We start from the raw sequence: 15,630 nt of genomic DNA, 5'->3' as shown, positions 1-15,630 counted from the left end.
ACCCCTTTATTATGTAGTCTATTTGTTACAGCACCTGTGCTGTTTGTGAAGATAGTAAACTGTACCAACCTGAAACAGTTGGACGTTCTGCTAAATCTGCAAAAGTGATTTCTTTCCCTTCACGACGCCACTTCTCTACTAAACTCATAATTCTGACCGAATCAAGCCCTCTATTTAATAAGTCCTCATCAATATCAATACTCTCTACTGGCTCACGAAGTAGTTGTGCAACTAGTTCATGCACTTCCTGTATAGTGATTCCTTCACTCTCATCACCTTTTACACTTTGTAAATCTTTTAACAGTAGGTTTGTTGATGTCGTTACTGCACATCTATTAGATGCATACTCCAATGCTTGTTTATGATGCTCTAGTGAAAAATCAGCAACTGCATCTGCTACAAAGAACGGTTCTATACCATCCATAAACGCTTCACAAGCTGTTAAAAGACAGCCAATATGCGCATAAATACCGCAAATAATAAGTTGATCTCTTCCTTGTTCGTTTAAAATTTCTAATAGATTTGTCTTTTTAAATGCACTATATCTCCATTTTGTTAGGAATATATCATCTTCATCAGGAATAAGTTCATCAACAATTTTCTTTTTATCTGGTCCAGCAGGAATACCGTCACCCCAAAAGTCTTGTAATAAACCTCGTTGTTCTAACGTTTGCCCACCAGGTTGTGCTGTATAAACAACTGGTATACCAAGTTCCTTACATTTTTCTCTTATCATTTTAATATTTGAAATAAGTTCTACTTTTGGTGATTCTTTATCGCTATATGCATCAAGAAAATATTCTTGCATGTCATGAATTAAAAGTACTGCACGTTTCGGATCTGGTGTCCAATTCACTTTATTTTTTGGTAGTTCTGATTCAATTGGCATTTTATATACTGAAATAGATGGGATAGCCATCTAATCACTTCCTTCCGGTTTTTATTATTGTTTTACTGTAATAAGTTTTTCAGCAATGACTTTACGTAGTTCTTTTTTGCTGACTTTTCCGACTCCTGTTTGCGGGAATGATTCAATAAATTCAATTCGATCTGGAATTTTATAAGCCGCTATACCACGTTCTCTTAAAAACATTTTTAATTCACTTACAGTTGGAACTTGTCCGCGAGCTATAACAAAAGCACAGGTGCGTTCACCTAAATAATCGTCAGGCATAGATACAATTGCTACGTCATGAACCGCATCGTGTGCTAATAGATGATTTTCAACTTCTTCCGCAGCAACTTTCTCACCACCACGGTTAATTTGATCTTTATCTCTTCCTTCTACAATGATGTATCCTTGTTCATTTACTTTTACAAGATCTCCTGTACGATAAAATCCATCCTTTGTAAATGATCGTGCATTATGCTCTTCGGCTTTATAGTAACCACGAATTGTATATGGACCTCGTGTTAATAAACTACCTACTTCGCCAGGTTTTACATCGTTGTCATTTTCATCAACAACTCGTACTTCATCGAGTGCAGACATTGGTCTACCTTGTGTATGAATAATAATTTCTTCCGGATCGTCTAATCTTGTATAGTTCACTAATCCTTCCGCCATACCGAATACTTGCTGTAACGTACATCCAAATGTAGGGCGTATACGTTTTGCAACCTCAGCACTAAACTTAGCACCACCTACTTGAATAACCTCTAGGCTCGATAAATCGGCATTACGAGAAGATACAGCATCAAGCCAAATCATTGCTAATGGCGGAACGAGCGCTGTAATTGTAACTTTTTCTTTTTCGATAAGAGCAAATGCCTCATCTGGGCTACCACCAGTTGCCAATACCACTTTTCCACCCGCATAGAAAGTTCCAAATGTTCCTGGAGAACTCATTGGATAATTGTGTGCTACTGGAAGAACTGTCATATAGACGCTTTCTGCATTCAAATTACAAATTTCAGCGCTAACACGTAAACTATAAATATAGTCATCATGTGTTCTAGGAATTAATTTAGAAAGACCTGTTGTCCCTCCTGATAATTGGAGAAATGCAACATCACTTGGCTGAACTTCTGGCAATGAGATGGGATCCATATACAGATCATTTATGTTCACAAACTCTTCCTCTTCTCCCACTACAATTACATGTTGTAAAGTTGGCACTTTCTCTTTCACTTCTCTTGCTAGTTTTCGATAATCAAAACCGAGGGCCTTATCTGAAATAACATAAGCGCTCGCCTCACCAAACTCACAAAAATAACTAATTTCACTGCTTCGATGTGAAGGCAGTGCAAAGACAGGAAGCGCTCCAATTCGAAATAGTGCAAAACATATTTCGAAAAACTCGATAATGTTAGGTAACTGGATTACAACTCTGTCCTCTTTCTTTATTCCTAAATTCAGTAAACCTGCTGCTAAACGATCTACCTTTTTATCAAGTTCACTGTACGTTACATGCGTCTTACCGCTTACAACCGCGATTTGATCTCCATATTTCTCAGCTCGCTCTCTTAACACTCCTCCAAATGTTTCACCAAGCCAACACCCTTCTTCTCGATAACGATTGGCAAATTCTTTTGGCCATTCCGTATAACCTACTAGCATTCTTTCTTCCCCCTATTTTTCATTAAGTGAACTATCTCTTAACCCTAAAGCTTTTAGCATTGTTTGGAACTTAGCTGATGTTTCTGCTAACTCGTCTTCTGGTTTTGACTCAGCAACAACTCCAGCTCCTGCATATAAACGAAGTGTATTTTCTTGTACTTCAGCACAACGAATTGTAACAATCCATTCTCCATCTCCATTTAAATCGCTCCATCCTAGCATTCCTGTAAAGAACTCGCGGTCAAATGGCTCAATATGCTGTATAGCCTCTCTTGCCTTTTCCATCGGAGTTCCGCAAACTGCTGGCGTAGGATGAAGGGCAATTGCTAATTGTAAAGAAGAAGTATTTGGATCCTTAAGTTCACCTTTCACTTCTGTAGACAAATGCCACATCGCTTCACTATGAATAACTGATGGCTTTTCTGGAACATGTAATGTATGACAATACGGACGAAGTGCAGCGGCAACCGCTTCAACTACTACCGCATGTTCATGTAAATCTTTTGGAGAAGAAAGTAATTCCTCTGCTCTTCTTTTATCTTCTACTGGATCCTCACTACGTGGCCTCGAACCAGCTAACGGGTTAGAAATAACTTGCATACCATTACGTGAAACAAGTAATTCAGGGCTTGCTCCAATTAGCGTCTTACTGTTCTCTTTTTCACCTTTCGGTAAATTCACAGCAAATGTATAACCATGCTTATTATGCTCTGCTAATTCTCGCAGAAGTTTTTGCTTATCAATCTTTTCGGAAGATTTAACATCTAACGATCTAGATAGAACGATTTTCTTCAAATCACCGTCCTGTATTTTTTTAACTCCTTGCTTCACACCATTCATATAAACTTCAGGGTCTGGTACTGGCGTCATTTCAAATGTTACGTTCTCATTTGTTTCAAGCTGATTTGTTGTATCCAATTGTAAACGCTCAGAAATTCTACTATATTCTGGTACGATAAGTTGGACTTCTTTTCTACGATCAAATGGCAAAGCACCCACAACGATAGGATTTGGATTTCCAGCTTGTTTCGCATTACTTAATGTCGCTTGCACAAGCTCTGGGAAACTTTCAATTTCACGATGCTTTACTGTAGTAAACTCTCCTTCTGCTAATATCGTTCGAGTTGGTGAAGCGAAAAAGAATGAAGATTCAGTCTTATAATCTTCTAAAAGTTTTTCTGACAATTCCTTTACAGCTGTATGTTCATTCATAATATAATAACCTCCTGAATTTTTATTAAACTCCTAACGTAGCACCACCATCGACACATAAATTGTGCATTGTAATATGACTTGCTCTATCTGAAGCTAAAAATAACACTGCTTCAGCAACTTCTGAAGGTTGTGCAATTTTTTGTAATGGAATTCCGAGTCTATATGTATTTTGAGAACCAGCAATTATATTTTTAGCTCCATTCTCATCAGTCCATAGTAATCTTTGCATCTCAGTTTCAGTAGAACCTGGAGAAACTAAGTTGCAGCGTATATTGTATGCCGCAAGCTCTAGTCCTAAACATTTCATAAACATCGTCGTTGCAGCCTTTGACGCAGCATACGCAGCCATCTCCATTCTCGGCGTATTTGCCGCATTTGAACCGACTGTAACAATTGCCCCTGATTTTCTTAACATCATATTTTTACTTACCGCTCGGGACATATTGAAAACCCCTGTAGTATTTACAGAGAATGTTTTATTCCAATCTTCATCACTTAACGAATGAATTGCTCCCATACGTAAAACCCCTGCAACGTTTACTAAAATATCTATTGGCGCTATTTCATTTGCAATATGATTTACAATGTCTTCAACAGCAGCGCTATCACTCACATCTAAACGAAACGTTTTCATACGTGTTTTATTTAATTCATTTTGATTTAAGAGTACATTTAACCCCTCTTCATTTTGATCAACCGCAATAACTGTGGCTCCTCTTTCTAAAAACATTTTGGCAACGACACTGCCTATTCCTTGTGCTGCACCTGTTACTAAAACTGTTTTCCCATCAAATTCCCCTAAGTTCATTTTCTCTATCCTTTCACATAAACATTAATTTCATTAAGTAACACTAATAGTTATGATATTGATTTTCATTATCATTAGTGTTGTAAAAAATAATACACTTACTAAACTAATTGGTCAAGTGCGCATTACTTTAAAATCCATTTTATTGATAATGTTTTTCATTTACCATCTTACACCTAAATGATAATGTTTCTCAATAAACTTGTCAATCTTTTTTTATTTTTCAGACAAAGCATTTTAATGCTTCTTAATAAAATCATATCTAAACGTATTAAATGTACTTATATTATAAATAAAATTCAAACTCCTCTTTTTAAAATTGAAGAAGATAAACTAGAGATACGTTCATTTACAATGCTTTATGAAAAACTCAAGTATATATTTTCTCAATATTTTTCTGAAAATATATCTTACAAATGCTAATGAATGTCTTCTTTATCATTTAAGATTTAATATATATTTCGAATACGATGTATCAATTTATCATATTCCAATATAATCCAAATAGGTATTCCACTCACTTTTACATCTATAAAAATCCCAAAAGTAATTTAACCTTGTTAAAATAACTCATAAAAAAAGCATCCCAATTAATAGAATAGGATGCTTTTTCGTAATCATAGTGTTATAGAAGATTTATATACTTATGCTACGCTGCGATACTCTTCTTCGTGTTCTTTTTTCTGTTTAGGTGCTTGAATTAAAATTGCGATAATGAATGACACGACACATAATACACCGATCACCATGAACGTTGGTTTGAATCCACCTAGAAGTGCACCGATAAAGGAACCTGCAAGCGCCCCAAATCCAAATCCTTGATACACAATTCCGTAGTTCTTACTATGGTTTTTCATACCGAAGAAATCGCCAACAATAGCTGGGAAAATAGTGATATTTCCACCAAAGCAAAACGCTACACTTGCTACACATACGAAGTAAATACCATAATTTAAATCTACAAAACTTAGAACTAAGACTGAACTCGCCATAACAACAAAAGTACCAGTAACGATTTTTAAACGACCAATTTTATCCGATAACGGTCCTAAAATAATACGACCTAATGTATTGAAGATTGCAACCATAGCCACCGCATTAGCTGCTGTTGCTGCGCTCAGTCCTACAAGTTGAACACCAATGTCTTTTACCATACCAATTAAGTATAAGCCACTCATACATGATGTAAATAACATTATAAATAATAAGTATACTTGTTTTGTGCCTAACATTTCTTTCGTTGTGTATTCCTTAGTTTTTGTTTCATGAACTGCTCCTTGATCTGCAGCTTGATGGATTAAACAAGCACCAATTACAATCATAGCTGTAACAATTAAACCCCAGTATATAAATGCTTGCGATACACCAACTGATTCAATCAACTGTGCGTTAACGTATTTAAAGATTAAGCTACCTGAACCATATGCAGAGACAGAAATACCAGCAATTAAACCTTTACGCTCTGGAAACCACTTTATTAAATTTGATAGTGAAGTGATATATGCTGTACCATCTGCATAACCTACAACAACTCCTGCTAGTACATAAAGCAATATCAATGAGGAAGCTTGTGAACTAAGTATTAATCCTAGTCCTAATGCTAGTCCAGCTATCATAATAAGTTTACGAAGTCCCCATTTTTCTTGCAATTTACTCGCGAATAAAGTTGAAAATGCTAAAGAAAGACTAGTAATTGAGAAAGTTATCGCAACAGCGTTAAGACTCCAACCGTATTTACTAACTAAAGGCTGATTGAATAAACTCCATGTATATATCGTTCCAAGCCCCATCTGTACTATAACTGTGCCAAAGACAACAAACCATGGATTAACAGTTGATTTTTTCATACCTTTCCGCCTCCTCTTTCTATTTCAATGCTATTCGCTAAATTTACTTTTTTTATGTTCATTTTGGTCACCTCTTTTGATTTAACACCTTCATTATATAAGATGTTTCCGCTTATGTAAGCACTTACAAGATAGAGCGTCAAAAACATGGAATCAGTTACAGAAAACGAAGGACGAAATACAAAAAACTACTGATTAAATACATAAGTAGCTTTTATAATGTTTAGCTTCAATACAACTTACAACTGTTTTATCATCTTCTTTTATAAAAATTATGTCTCATGTTATACAATTGCTAAATTAAAATTTTCCTTTACAAGTAGAAAAAATTTTTATACTTCGATGTACCTTATTTTTATAAAATCACAAATTTTTTTTCAATAAATAAAACTAAATATTCACTAATATATCTATCCGTGGTTTAATATATATAATAAAAAATATTTCTGTCTTTAAGGAGGTACTATGAAAGCAAACGTAGGGGATACTATACTTTTTCAACGAAACAATTTAAAGATTACAGGATCTGTACTAAAACTTTATACTGAATCGGTCTTAGTTGAAATTACAAATGTAAGCGGTGGTACTTTTGAATTTGATCGAACAATTGTAAATCATAAAAACTATAAAGTTTTAAATACAAATACATAAAACAACACAAAATAGCCCCTGCTCAACAGCAGGGGCTATTTTATATAAAAATATTTCACTAGTTTATATACCCTAAAACATTAACAATCTTACTCGCTTTTAAATTGTTAATATGATAATAAATTTCTAAACCTCTTCTCTCTGCTCGTAACACTTTACCCTTCATTTTTGATAAATGTTGTGAAACAGTAGATTGCGGAATATTCAGTAACTCTGTTAATTGTGTTACATTACAAGTTTTTCTCGTACTTAATTCATTTACAATTTGCAGTCGGATTGGATGCGCCATAATTTTTAAAATATCTACATCTTCTTCTGAAACTAAAGTTTTTCTCATTTCACTCGTATATGTTGTCATAAGACATTCCCCTTTTATATGAATTCCATATTCATAAGATCTATTTCCAAATTTTTTAAAACCCTTGATTAAAACTTTCATATAGAAATAAAAGGATTTTAAATTTTTGAAAACAGAACTTACACTCACTTTATTTATTTATTTGGTACATATACATAATACAATGTTAATATGTGCTCTATGTGAAGTTCGCATAAATTTGTGATGAAGATTTATTTAGCCACTCGCATCCTACTCATCTAATTACCCACTGCATAAAATCATCAGTTATTTTAACACATTTTAGGCGTTTGTATATACTATTTATAAAACAACTTTTATAAAGGGGAATTCATATGCCTACAACGTTACAAGAAGAAGTCGAAGAAGCACGGGAAACATATGTCAGTCGTATCATCTTAGTTGGAGGATCCGCTTTATTTTTAGTAGGCGGGGTTATCTCGGCAATTTCAGCCTTTAAAACTTATAATCGTTTGGAGAATACGCCGCCTTCTACAGATAATTCATAGATATTTTATAAAATAAAACGTCGCCTCCAATGAAGAGACGACGTTTTATTTTTCATACATATGACACTAAAAGTATCGGTAGATTCCCTACTCCATTTTCTAAGCTTACTTCACCACAAACCTAGTCTGACTACACCCATCCTTCTGCTTCGTTACTTCTAATACAGCCGGCATTGCGTTTTTCAGCTCTTGTACGTGTGAAATGACACCGATAAATCGGCCTGATTTTTGCAAGTCAATTAAGGCATCTACTGCTTTCGTTAATGATTCTTCATCTAATGAACCGAACCCTTCATCGATGAACATTGTTTCGATGGAAATACCACCTTCATATGCTTGAATTACATCTGCCATTCCTAGCGCTAAGCAAAGTGATGCGTTAAATTTCTCTCCGCCGGATAATGTTTTTACATCGCGCGTTTGGCCAGTGTATGCATCGTACACATCTAAGCCTAATCCACTTTGACGGTTTCTTTTTTCAACTCGTTCACTTCGTTTTAAATAAAATTGTCCATTTGATAATTTACGTAGTCGTTCGTTTGCGATTTGAACGATTTGTTCTAAATACTCAATTAAGATGTAACGTTCAAATGATATACGACTTTCGTTATCACCTTTCATTACTTCATATAAATCAACAAGTTCTTGGAAGGCTTTTTCTTCCTCGTGAATTTGTTCGTCAATACGTCTAATGTTTTCATGTAAATCAGAAATATATGTTACCGCATTTTGCGCACGTTGACGTTTTTCTTTAATTATATCGAGATTAATTTCTAGTTCTTTTATGTGTTCACCTAAAGATGTAATATCCATATACTCTTTATCTTTTAATTCTGAGTTTAACTCTTCAATTTGTTTTGCAAGCACTTCGAGAGATGAATAATAACCTTGAATTTCTTTTTGTAACATCTCCATCTGGGCATCGCTTAATTTGGCTTCTTTATACGTGAATTGATCTGTAAACCCGCTTTGTTCTAGCTCTCTCATAAAGCGTGCGAAAGTTTCTTCTTTCTTCAATTTTGCACTTTCAAATTGATTAGAAGCACCTTTCTGTTCTGCTTGAATACGTATATTTTCATTTTGCCAATGCTGATACGCTTCCTGCACTTTCTTCCATTCGTCCTCCATTAACCTAAGTTCCTGCATAGCTTGGTCCAACTGTGCTTTCCAAGCTTGTACTGTTTGTAAGTTTTCTGGAATATTTCGTTTATCATGTTCATATGACGTACGAAGTTGCATGCACTCCATTTCTGTACGGTGCTGCATTGTTTCTACTTCCCGTTTTTGTTTCTGAAGTTCTTCTATTTTTTCTTCTACGCTTTTCATGTTCACAGCAATCTGCTTACGTGTTTCTTCACTTGCTTTTAACGTATTCACGTCTGCTGCTAATTGTTTTCCTTTTTGAACAAGTGCACTATATGTTTCAGCTAATTTTTCCGAGTTGTAGCCGCGCTTCACAACTTCTTCTATCACTTGTTCATATTGTAGTCGATAGAAATTCCATTTCTCCTCTACTTGCACATGTAATTTTTCAGCTATGTTCTTCTTATCTCTTAAATCGTTTAACTCTTTTTCATCGATCGCATTACTTTGCTCTGTAGCTTTTTGCGGGTGATTCGTACTACCGCATACCGGACAAGATTCACCATCATGTAAATGAAGAGCTAATATACCAGCTTGTTCACTTAACCAGCGGCGCTCCATGTTTTCATATGCACGAACTGCCACTTGCATTTTATTATTTGCCGCCTCTTTTTCTTGCTCAAATTTTTGTTTTTCTTGCCAAACATCATATGCTTGCTTTAAAACTTTTGCATCTTCTCGCATATTCGTTAGTTCTTCTACTTTAGCTACATATTGCTCAAGTGCTTGTTCTAATTGCTGCAATTCATCAGACATTCCCTGTTTTTGACTTGTATGCTCTTCTAGTTGTTGATCCAACTTGTGCATACTTTCTTTTAATTTCCCTATTTGAATTTCGGCATTTTGTAAATTCAGCTTTCTCTCAGCTAATGATTCAATGATCGCTTGTAACTCTTCTAATCTTTGAACAAGTTTTTTAGCCTCTTCTCGTTCAAGTTCTTTATTCTTTACTACTTCATACTTCTCCTGAGCAAGCTCAAAACTATTCATTATCTGTTCTTGTTTGACGATTATCTGTTTTAACAAACTTTCAGCTTTCTGCTCATTTTGCATTGCTTCTTCATACCATTGTTCAAATGGTAATAAGCGCTTTGCTTGTTCCGCACGTTTAAAGGATTTTTCTTTCCTTTCAATTGCTGCACGGTTCTCTTGTAAAGTGTTATATTTCTCATTCTTTTGTTGTAAATCTATAAATTTCTCATTTACAGATTTTGCTGCATGAAAACGTGTTTCTGCATCCTTTAATTGCTTCGTTTGAACATCTTGTTCTACTTGTAATTGCTCAACCTCTGCCTTATACACTGTTGTTTCTTGTTCTAACGCTTCTACTACTTGATGCGTATTTACATGTTCTTGTGCCGCTAATGTCTCTAATAATGCTCCATCACGGATTGGTAATTTAAAAACATTACGGAAATAGAGCTCTCTCTCTTTTTGTTTTTCTTGTAAAACATCTTTCCATTGTTTTCTCTTTTGATCAAGTAACTCACGCATTAATTTATAACGATCCGTTTTAAAAATACGACGTAAAATCTCTTCTTTGTTTTCCGTCTCAGATGTTAATAGTTTTCGGAATTCACCTTGTGGTAACATAACAATTTGACTAAATTGATGTTTACTTAACCCAATTAAATCTTCCACTTTTTTGTTTACGTCTGTTACATGAAAACGATCGACGGCTGGAACGTTTTCTCCATCAATAACTTCATATAATTCTACTGCATGTCCTGTAATGGTCTTATTCCCTTGTTTTTTATGTCCAAGTTGTCTTTTTATTTCATAGCGTTTCCCTTTTAATTGAAAGGTTAGTTCTACACTTGTATAAACATCATCATCAGCAAATTGACTTCGAAGCATGCTCGTATCACTACGTTCTTCTCCACTAGCCTCACCATATAACACATAACAAATCGCATCAAAAATCGTTGTTTTTCCAGCTCCCGTATTCCCAGAAATAGCGAAAATACGATGTTCTCCAAGATCTTCAAAATCGATTACTTCTTTCTGTTTATATGGCCCGAATGCTGTCATAATAAGCTGAATCGGTCTCATCCTCGTTCACCTTCCCGTTCTTGCACTGTTTGTAATACATCTATAAATAGGCGTTCTTTCTCTTCTGATAAATCTAACCCTTTCATTTCTTTATAGAAAGCCTTTAAAAGAGATAAATCATCCGTTTTATGTCTTGAAACCGTTACTTCATTTGTATCTGTGAGTTCTCGCCTTTGCATCGCTCTTTCAACGTGCATTGCATTTGGATATACAGATCGTATTTTCTCCATTGGCTGTAAGACAGGGTTTTCGTCTAATAATTTTACAAATACGTAATCTTCACTTACTGGGTGCTGTAATAATTCATCTATTTTCGCTTCTACTGTTCGCATTTTACGACGTGGTGAAAGTAACCTTTTTTCAATTGCTACTTCACCAGTTTCATTCAGTTCTACAATGTAATAACCTTTTTTATGTTTCTCTTCAGAAATTGAATAGGCAAGTGGTGAACCTGAATATCTAATGGTCTCATTACGTACGAAATGCGCTTGATGTAAATGTCCAAGCGCTGTGTAATGAAACTTATCAAAATAATGACTATTTACATATTCAGCACCACCAATTGAAAGTGGTCGTTCTGCATCACTTGTATTCTCCTCCGCTTCTCCTGAAGAAGTTACAAATGCATGTCCAACAAATACATGTCTAGCTTCTTTATCCATTGTTTCAGAGAGCTCATTCATAAAAATGCGCATCGCATCATCATGAGAACGTACGTCTTCATTTTTCAACACGTGTCTAACTATGCTTGGGTCTGCATACGGTATTAGATGGAAGTGAACCTCTCCATATTCATCATTTAGTACAACAGGTTCATACGGGAATTGAAATTGGCCTGCAATATGTAATCCCTGTTTTTTCATTAAACTACTCCCAAAATGGATACGATCCGGACTATCATGATTACCAGCTACTGCAATAACTGGTGTTTGTAAATCAATAACTATTTTTTGCAGCACATCATTTAATAAGTCTACTGCTTCTGTAGGTGGAATTGCTCGGTCATATAAATCACCTGCAATAATTACAGCATCTGGTTTTTCTACTTCAACAGCCTGTACAAACTGATCTAATACAATCTTTTGGTCTTCAGTCATATACACGCCATGAACAAGCTTACCTAAATGCCAATCCGCTGTATGAAATAACTTCATATTTTTCTACTCCTTTTAATTTACTGATTTTAGTGAAACGAGTTGATAGTTTATTGTAGTTTTTCCGTTCTCCCACTCTAGCTTCAATATCGTTGCACTTCCAATTCTTTCTTCATTTGATTTATATAAAGGCAATATTTCTTGAATTGTAAATAAGTGATAACCATCCAATATTAATTGAAATATATTTTCTTCAATATGTAATCTTACTTCTTTTTCATTTGAAATAATTTTTGTGTGCATCTCAAATTTCATGATAGATACAACCCCTTTTTATAATCTCTACATTTTAATAGTATAGTGGCTATGCAAGATTGACAAGTACATACACAGCAAAGTACACACTTTTCTATTGTTATATGTTTTATGTATTTTATATAAAGTACGGTATGTGAAATTTTATATTTTCTCCAAAATAAAAATGCCTATTGTGACATCTTTATTTTTGTATAAAGTCTTTCATTACATAATATAAAACGGTAATTAAAACGATTGCGACGAAAAATGAGAACACTGCGACAATGTACCCATCTTTATTTAATAAAATACAGAATGAAATAGATATTATAAAAATCGGAAATACGAGACGTACTTTATCCTTCACTTCTTCTGTCGTATCTGTATGATGAAAATACTGCGTTATCCCTATCATTAAAGAAGACAAAATAATAACCGACAATAGTAAAGGTCCTGGCATTCCGATTTCTCCTTTCTCTATTTCTAATTCAGTGTAAAATTTTTTATTACAATTGTACGATTCATTTTTTCTTCAAACACTCTTTTTAGAATTGATAATGAACAATTCACACCTATATAATAGCGCTTTTATCATAATAACTTCAAATAATTACACTTACAGTAATGTTGTAATATTCCCCCTCAGTCTCTGAAATCCTGCAAAGATAACTCGTCAAAATATGCGGTGACCAAATTAATATTTACCGTCAACTTTTGACAAAATTTATAAAGGACATTTCAGTACATATCAAGAATTAAGAATAAGAAGATATGTAAGGGAGGATGCATTATGACTGAACACGTTTTATTTTCTGTTAGTGAAAACGGCGTTGCAACAATTACTTTAAACCGTCCAAAAGCACTTAATTCTTTATCTTATGACATGTTACAACCTATCGGACAAAAACTTAAAGAGTGGGAACACGATGAGCGTATTGCACTTATCGTGTTAAAAGGAGCTGGCACAAAAGGTTTTTGTGCAGGTGGCGACATTAAAACTCTTTATGAAGCGCGTTCCAATGAAGTGGCATTGCAACATGCAGAACGTTTTTTTGAAGAAGAGTATGAAATTGATACATATATTTATCAATATACAAAACCGATTATTGCTTGTTTAGATGGAATTGTAATGGGCGGTGGTGTCGGTCTTACAAATGGTGCGAAGTATCGCATTGTAACTGAACGTACGAAATGGGCAATGCCAGAGATGAATATCGGCTTCTTCCCAGACGTCGGAGCTGCATATTTCTTAAATAAAGCACCTGGATATACAGGACGCTTCGTTGCTTTAACAGCATCTATTTTAAAAGCTTCTGACGTATTATTTATTAATGCTGCTGATTACTTTATGACATCTGATTCATTACCAGAGTTTCTTACTGAACTTGAAAGTGTAAATTGGCATAAAGAAGATGATGTACATACTAATTTAAAAGAAGTTATTCATACATTTGCAACTGCTCCAAACTTAGAAAGCGAGCTGACTCCTTCATTAGAAGTAATCAATTCACATTTTGCTTTCGATACAATTGAAGAAATCATCCATTCATTGGAGAAAGATCAAAGTTCCTTTGCTCTAAAAACAAAAGAAACACTGTTATCAAAATCCCCTATTTCACTCAAAGTAACATTAAAACAGTTTATTGATGGACAAGATAAATCCGTTGAAGAATGCTTCGCTACGGACCTTATACTTGCTAAAAATTTCATGAGACATGAAGATTTCTTCGAAGGAGTACGCTCCGTTGTCGTTGATAAAGATCAAAATCCGAATTATAAATATAAACAGTTAAGTGACGTTTCAGAAGAAGATGTGAATCGTTTCTTTAACTTACTTAATGCATAAAATGAAACTGTAATGCGTGGGTGTTTTGTTCATCCCCCACCTAACTTCTTTGCTTCAGCTAAATCTTGTGCGGTGGAAATCTTACTACCCGCAAATAGCGGGATAAAATCGAGGCTATATAGTAGTGAAATTACAGCTACTATATAGCCTTTTTTATTTAATAATTTTTAATAAAATTTAATTTTATTAAATCCATTTTTGTGCTACACTGATTTTAATCAAATATTCTAAAAATAAAAAGGAGGGGCGGCTATGATAGAAAATTATCTTCTTTTCATCATTATGTCTATTTGCCTTATCATTTTACCTGGTCCAGATACAGCAATGGCTACGAAAAACACATTGGTTGCTGGTAAAGTCGGTGGAGTGAAAACAGTGTTTGGTACATGTATTGCACTATTAATTCATACTTTAGCTGCTATAATTGGTCTTTCTGCACTTATTGTAAAGTCAGCTCTTTTATTTTCTATTTTCAAGTACGTTGGGGCTCTCTATTTAATATATATCGGTATTAAAGCCCTTTTAGCAGTAAGAAATAAAGAAGGCATAGATACAAATGATATATCTTTAAATAATGAAAACAAACATACTTCTTGCTTTCGCCAAGGATTTCTAACGAATTTATTAAATCCTAAGATAGCAGTCTTCTTTTTAACTTTTTTACCGCAATTTTTAAATCCAAATCATAATACATTTATTCAACTTCTTGTAATGGGCCTTACTTACCTCGTTTTAACTGCCATTTGGTTTGCGTTTTATATATTGTTAATTGATAAAATTAGTGCTTTTATGAAAAAACCGAAGACGCAACGTTATATTCAAGGGCTAACAGGAATCGTCCTAATTGGATTTGGTGTTAAACTAGCTTTTGAAAAAAGTAATTGATAAAAACGAAAAACACCACTATTAATAGTGGTCAGGCTGTGGAGAAAGTCTTCTCCACAGCCTGTTTTTGTGTCTGAACCTCTTTTTATGTGTCAACACTGATAAAAAGAGGTAAAGGAGAGATTTTTTATGATGGGTGCTTTAAAAAATCATCGTGATGAACGTGTATCTGTTTCTGTAGAAGAGTTGGTTCCACAAGATCATTTCCTTCGTGCGATCGAAGCGACAATTAGTTTTGATTTTATTGAAGAGAAGTTACGCCCTTATTACTGTGAAAACAATGGACGTCCTTCAATCCATCCTATCGTTTTATTTAAAATGATGTTTATTGGATATTTTTACGGTATTCGTTCGGAGCGTCAATT

The 15,630-nt window shown here is 34.5% G+C and carries 15 protein-coding genes; 5 read left to right on the top strand and 10 right to left on the bottom strand.

Annotated features, from left to right (window positions below; translation table 11 throughout):
• Nucleotides 1-25 precede the first annotated feature (25 nt).
• The 5 genes from C4S65_RS20835 to C4S65_RS20810 all read right to left on the bottom strand — a co-directional run bounded on the left by C4S65_RS20835 (nucleotide 26) and on the right by C4S65_RS20810 (nucleotide 6,430).
• On the bottom strand, nucleotides 26-919 hold the full coding sequence (locus tag C4S65_RS20835) for an isochorismatase family protein (RefSeq protein ID WP_001007248.1): 894 nt from the start codon (nucleotides 917-919) through the stop codon (nucleotides 26-28).
• Between the two features lie 24 nt (nucleotides 920-943).
• Nucleotides 944-2,560 carry a (2,3-dihydroxybenzoyl)adenylate synthase gene (locus C4S65_RS20830; protein WP_061666997.1) on the bottom strand — a complete coding sequence of 539 codons (1,617 nt, stop codon included), beginning with the start codon at nucleotides 2,558-2,560 and terminating at the stop codon, nucleotides 944-946.
• A 12-nt stretch (nucleotides 2,561-2,572) separates the two neighbouring features.
• Complete coding sequence (gene dhbC / locus C4S65_RS20825) at nucleotides 2,573-3,772, bottom strand: isochorismate synthase DhbC (RefSeq protein ID WP_001002142.1); 1,200 nt, start codon at nucleotides 3,770-3,772, stop codon at nucleotides 2,573-2,575.
• 25 nt (nucleotides 3,773-3,797) lie between these two features.
• A complete protein-coding gene (dhbA, locus tag C4S65_RS20820) occupies nucleotides 3,798-4,583 on the bottom strand; it encodes a 2,3-dihydro-2,3-dihydroxybenzoate dehydrogenase (protein ID WP_001048426.1) in 786 nt (261 codons plus the stop codon).
• 644 nt (nucleotides 4,584-5,227) lie between these two features.
• Nucleotides 5,228-6,430 (bottom strand): OFA family MFS transporter, encoded by a 1,203-nt coding sequence (locus C4S65_RS20810; protein ID WP_000750105.1) that lies wholly within the window; start codon nucleotides 6,428-6,430, stop codon nucleotides 5,228-5,230.
• 465 nt (nucleotides 6,431-6,895) lie between these two features.
• Here C4S65_RS20810 and C4S65_RS20800 point away from each other — a divergent pair, with 465 nt between their 5' ends.
• A complete protein-coding gene (locus C4S65_RS20800; RefSeq protein ID WP_000646793.1) occupies nucleotides 6,896-7,081 on the top strand; it encodes a YkvS family protein in 186 nt (61 codons plus the stop codon).
• A 58-nt stretch (nucleotides 7,082-7,139) separates the two neighbouring features.
• On the opposite strand, the gene C4S65_RS20795 is transcribed toward C4S65_RS20800, so the two are convergent.
• Nucleotides 7,140-7,439 (bottom strand): metalloregulator ArsR/SmtB family transcription factor, encoded by a 300-nt coding sequence (locus C4S65_RS20795; RefSeq protein ID WP_000214801.1) that lies wholly within the window; start codon nucleotides 7,437-7,439, stop codon nucleotides 7,140-7,142.
• Nucleotides 7,440-7,774: 335 nt separating this feature from the next.
• Between C4S65_RS20795 and C4S65_RS34525 the strand changes: the two genes are divergently transcribed.
• Nucleotides 7,775-7,948, top strand: coding sequence for a hypothetical protein (locus C4S65_RS34525; protein ID WP_001143355.1), 174 nt, complete (start codon nucleotides 7,775-7,777; stop codon nucleotides 7,946-7,948).
• A 105-nt stretch (nucleotides 7,949-8,053) separates the two neighbouring features.
• Here C4S65_RS34525 and C4S65_RS20785 read toward each other — a convergent pair whose 3' ends face one another.
• The 4 genes from C4S65_RS20785 to C4S65_RS20770 all read right to left on the bottom strand — a co-directional run bounded on the left by C4S65_RS20785 (nucleotide 8,054) and on the right by C4S65_RS20770 (nucleotide 12,994).
• Nucleotides 8,054-11,143: an SMC family ATPase gene (locus tag C4S65_RS20785; protein ID WP_061667579.1), complete on the bottom strand. Its 3,090-nt coding sequence runs from the start codon at nucleotides 11,141-11,143 to the stop codon at nucleotides 8,054-8,056.
• Entirely contained in the window at nucleotides 11,140-12,297 is a 1,158-nt protein-coding gene (locus C4S65_RS20780; RefSeq protein ID WP_000765159.1) for an exonuclease SbcCD subunit D, read from the bottom strand. Before C4S65_RS20780 ends, C4S65_RS20785 begins: the two co-directional genes overlap by 4 nt.
• Before the next feature lie 15 nt (nucleotides 12,298-12,312).
• Nucleotides 12,313-12,552 carry a DUF2584 family protein gene (locus C4S65_RS20775; protein WP_000667344.1) on the bottom strand — a complete coding sequence of 80 codons (240 nt, stop codon included), beginning with the start codon at nucleotides 12,550-12,552 and terminating at the stop codon, nucleotides 12,313-12,315.
• 184 nt (nucleotides 12,553-12,736) lie between these two features.
• Complete coding sequence (locus C4S65_RS20770) at nucleotides 12,737-12,994, bottom strand: hypothetical protein (protein WP_001119409.1); 258 nt, start codon at nucleotides 12,992-12,994, stop codon at nucleotides 12,737-12,739.
• A gap of 330 nt (nucleotides 12,995-13,324) precedes the next feature.
• On the opposite strand from C4S65_RS20770, the gene C4S65_RS20765 reads away from it, so the two are divergent.
• The 3 genes from C4S65_RS20765 to C4S65_RS20755 all read left to right on the top strand — a co-directional run.
• On the top strand, nucleotides 13,325-14,380 hold the full coding sequence (locus C4S65_RS20765; protein WP_061667580.1) for an enoyl-CoA hydratase/isomerase family protein: 1,056 nt from the start codon (nucleotides 13,325-13,327) through the stop codon (nucleotides 14,378-14,380).
• A gap of 252 nt (nucleotides 14,381-14,632) precedes the next feature.
• Nucleotides 14,633-15,265, top strand: a complete 633-nt coding sequence (locus C4S65_RS20760) for a LysE family translocator (protein ID WP_061667581.1) — start codon at nucleotides 14,633-14,635, stop codon at nucleotides 15,263-15,265.
• Between the two features lie 129 nt (nucleotides 15,266-15,394).
• Nucleotides 15,395-15,630 (top strand): IS1182 family transposase (locus tag C4S65_RS20755; protein ID WP_083530670.1); only part of this gene is annotated, 236 nt, incomplete at its 3' end.

The sequence above is a fragment of the Bacillus sp. ok061 genome (assembly GCF_900108285.1).
GTDB classification, from domain to species: Bacteria; Bacillota; Bacilli; order Bacillales; family Bacillaceae_G; genus Bacillus_A; species Bacillus_A thuringiensis_S.
This window is presented reverse-complemented; position numbering and strand designations above follow the sequence as displayed.

Coding starts and splice junctions, on each gene's coding strand:
- dhbA (WP_001048426.1), bottom strand. CDS start 4,583: ATGAACTTAGGGGAATTTGATGGGAAAACAGTTTTAGTAACAGGTGCA.
- C4S65_RS34525 (WP_001143355.1), top strand. CDS start 7,775: ATGCCTACAACGTTACAAGAAGAAGTCGAAGAAGCACGGGAAACATAT.
- C4S65_RS20760 (WP_061667581.1), top strand. CDS start 14,633: ATGATAGAAAATTATCTTCTTTTCATCATTATGTCTATTTGCCTTATC.
- C4S65_RS20795 (WP_000214801.1), bottom strand. CDS start 7,439: ATGACAACATATACGAGTGAAATGAGAAAAACTTTAGTTTCAGAAGAA.
- C4S65_RS20775 (WP_000667344.1), bottom strand. CDS start 12,552: ATGAAATTTGAGATGCACACAAAAATTATTTCAAATGAAAAAGAAGTA.
- C4S65_RS20785 (WP_061667579.1), bottom strand. CDS start 11,143: ATGAGACCGATTCAGCTTATTATGACAGCATTCGGGCCATATAAACAG.
- C4S65_RS20830 (WP_061666997.1), bottom strand. CDS start 2,560: ATGCTAGTAGGTTATACGGAATGGCCAAAAGAATTTGCCAATCGTTAT.
- C4S65_RS20770 (WP_001119409.1), bottom strand. CDS start 12,994: ATGCCAGGACCTTTACTATTGTCGGTTATTATTTTGTCTTCTTTAATG.
- C4S65_RS20765 (WP_061667580.1), top strand. CDS start 13,325: ATGACTGAACACGTTTTATTTTCTGTTAGTGAAAACGGCGTTGCAACA.
- dhbC (WP_001002142.1), bottom strand. CDS start 3,772: ATGAATGAACATACAGCTGTAAAGGAATTGTCAGAAAAACTTTTAGAA.
- C4S65_RS20800 (WP_000646793.1), top strand. CDS start 6,896: ATGAAAGCAAACGTAGGGGATACTATACTTTTTCAACGAAACAATTTA.
- C4S65_RS20835 (WP_001007248.1), bottom strand. CDS start 919: ATGGCTATCCCATCTATTTCAGTATATAAAATGCCAATTGAATCAGAA.
- C4S65_RS20780 (WP_000765159.1), bottom strand. CDS start 12,297: ATGAAGTTATTTCATACAGCGGATTGGCATTTAGGTAAGCTTGTTCAT.
- C4S65_RS20810 (WP_000750105.1), bottom strand. CDS start 6,430: ATGAAAAAATCAACTGTTAATCCATGGTTTGTTGTCTTTGGCACAGTT.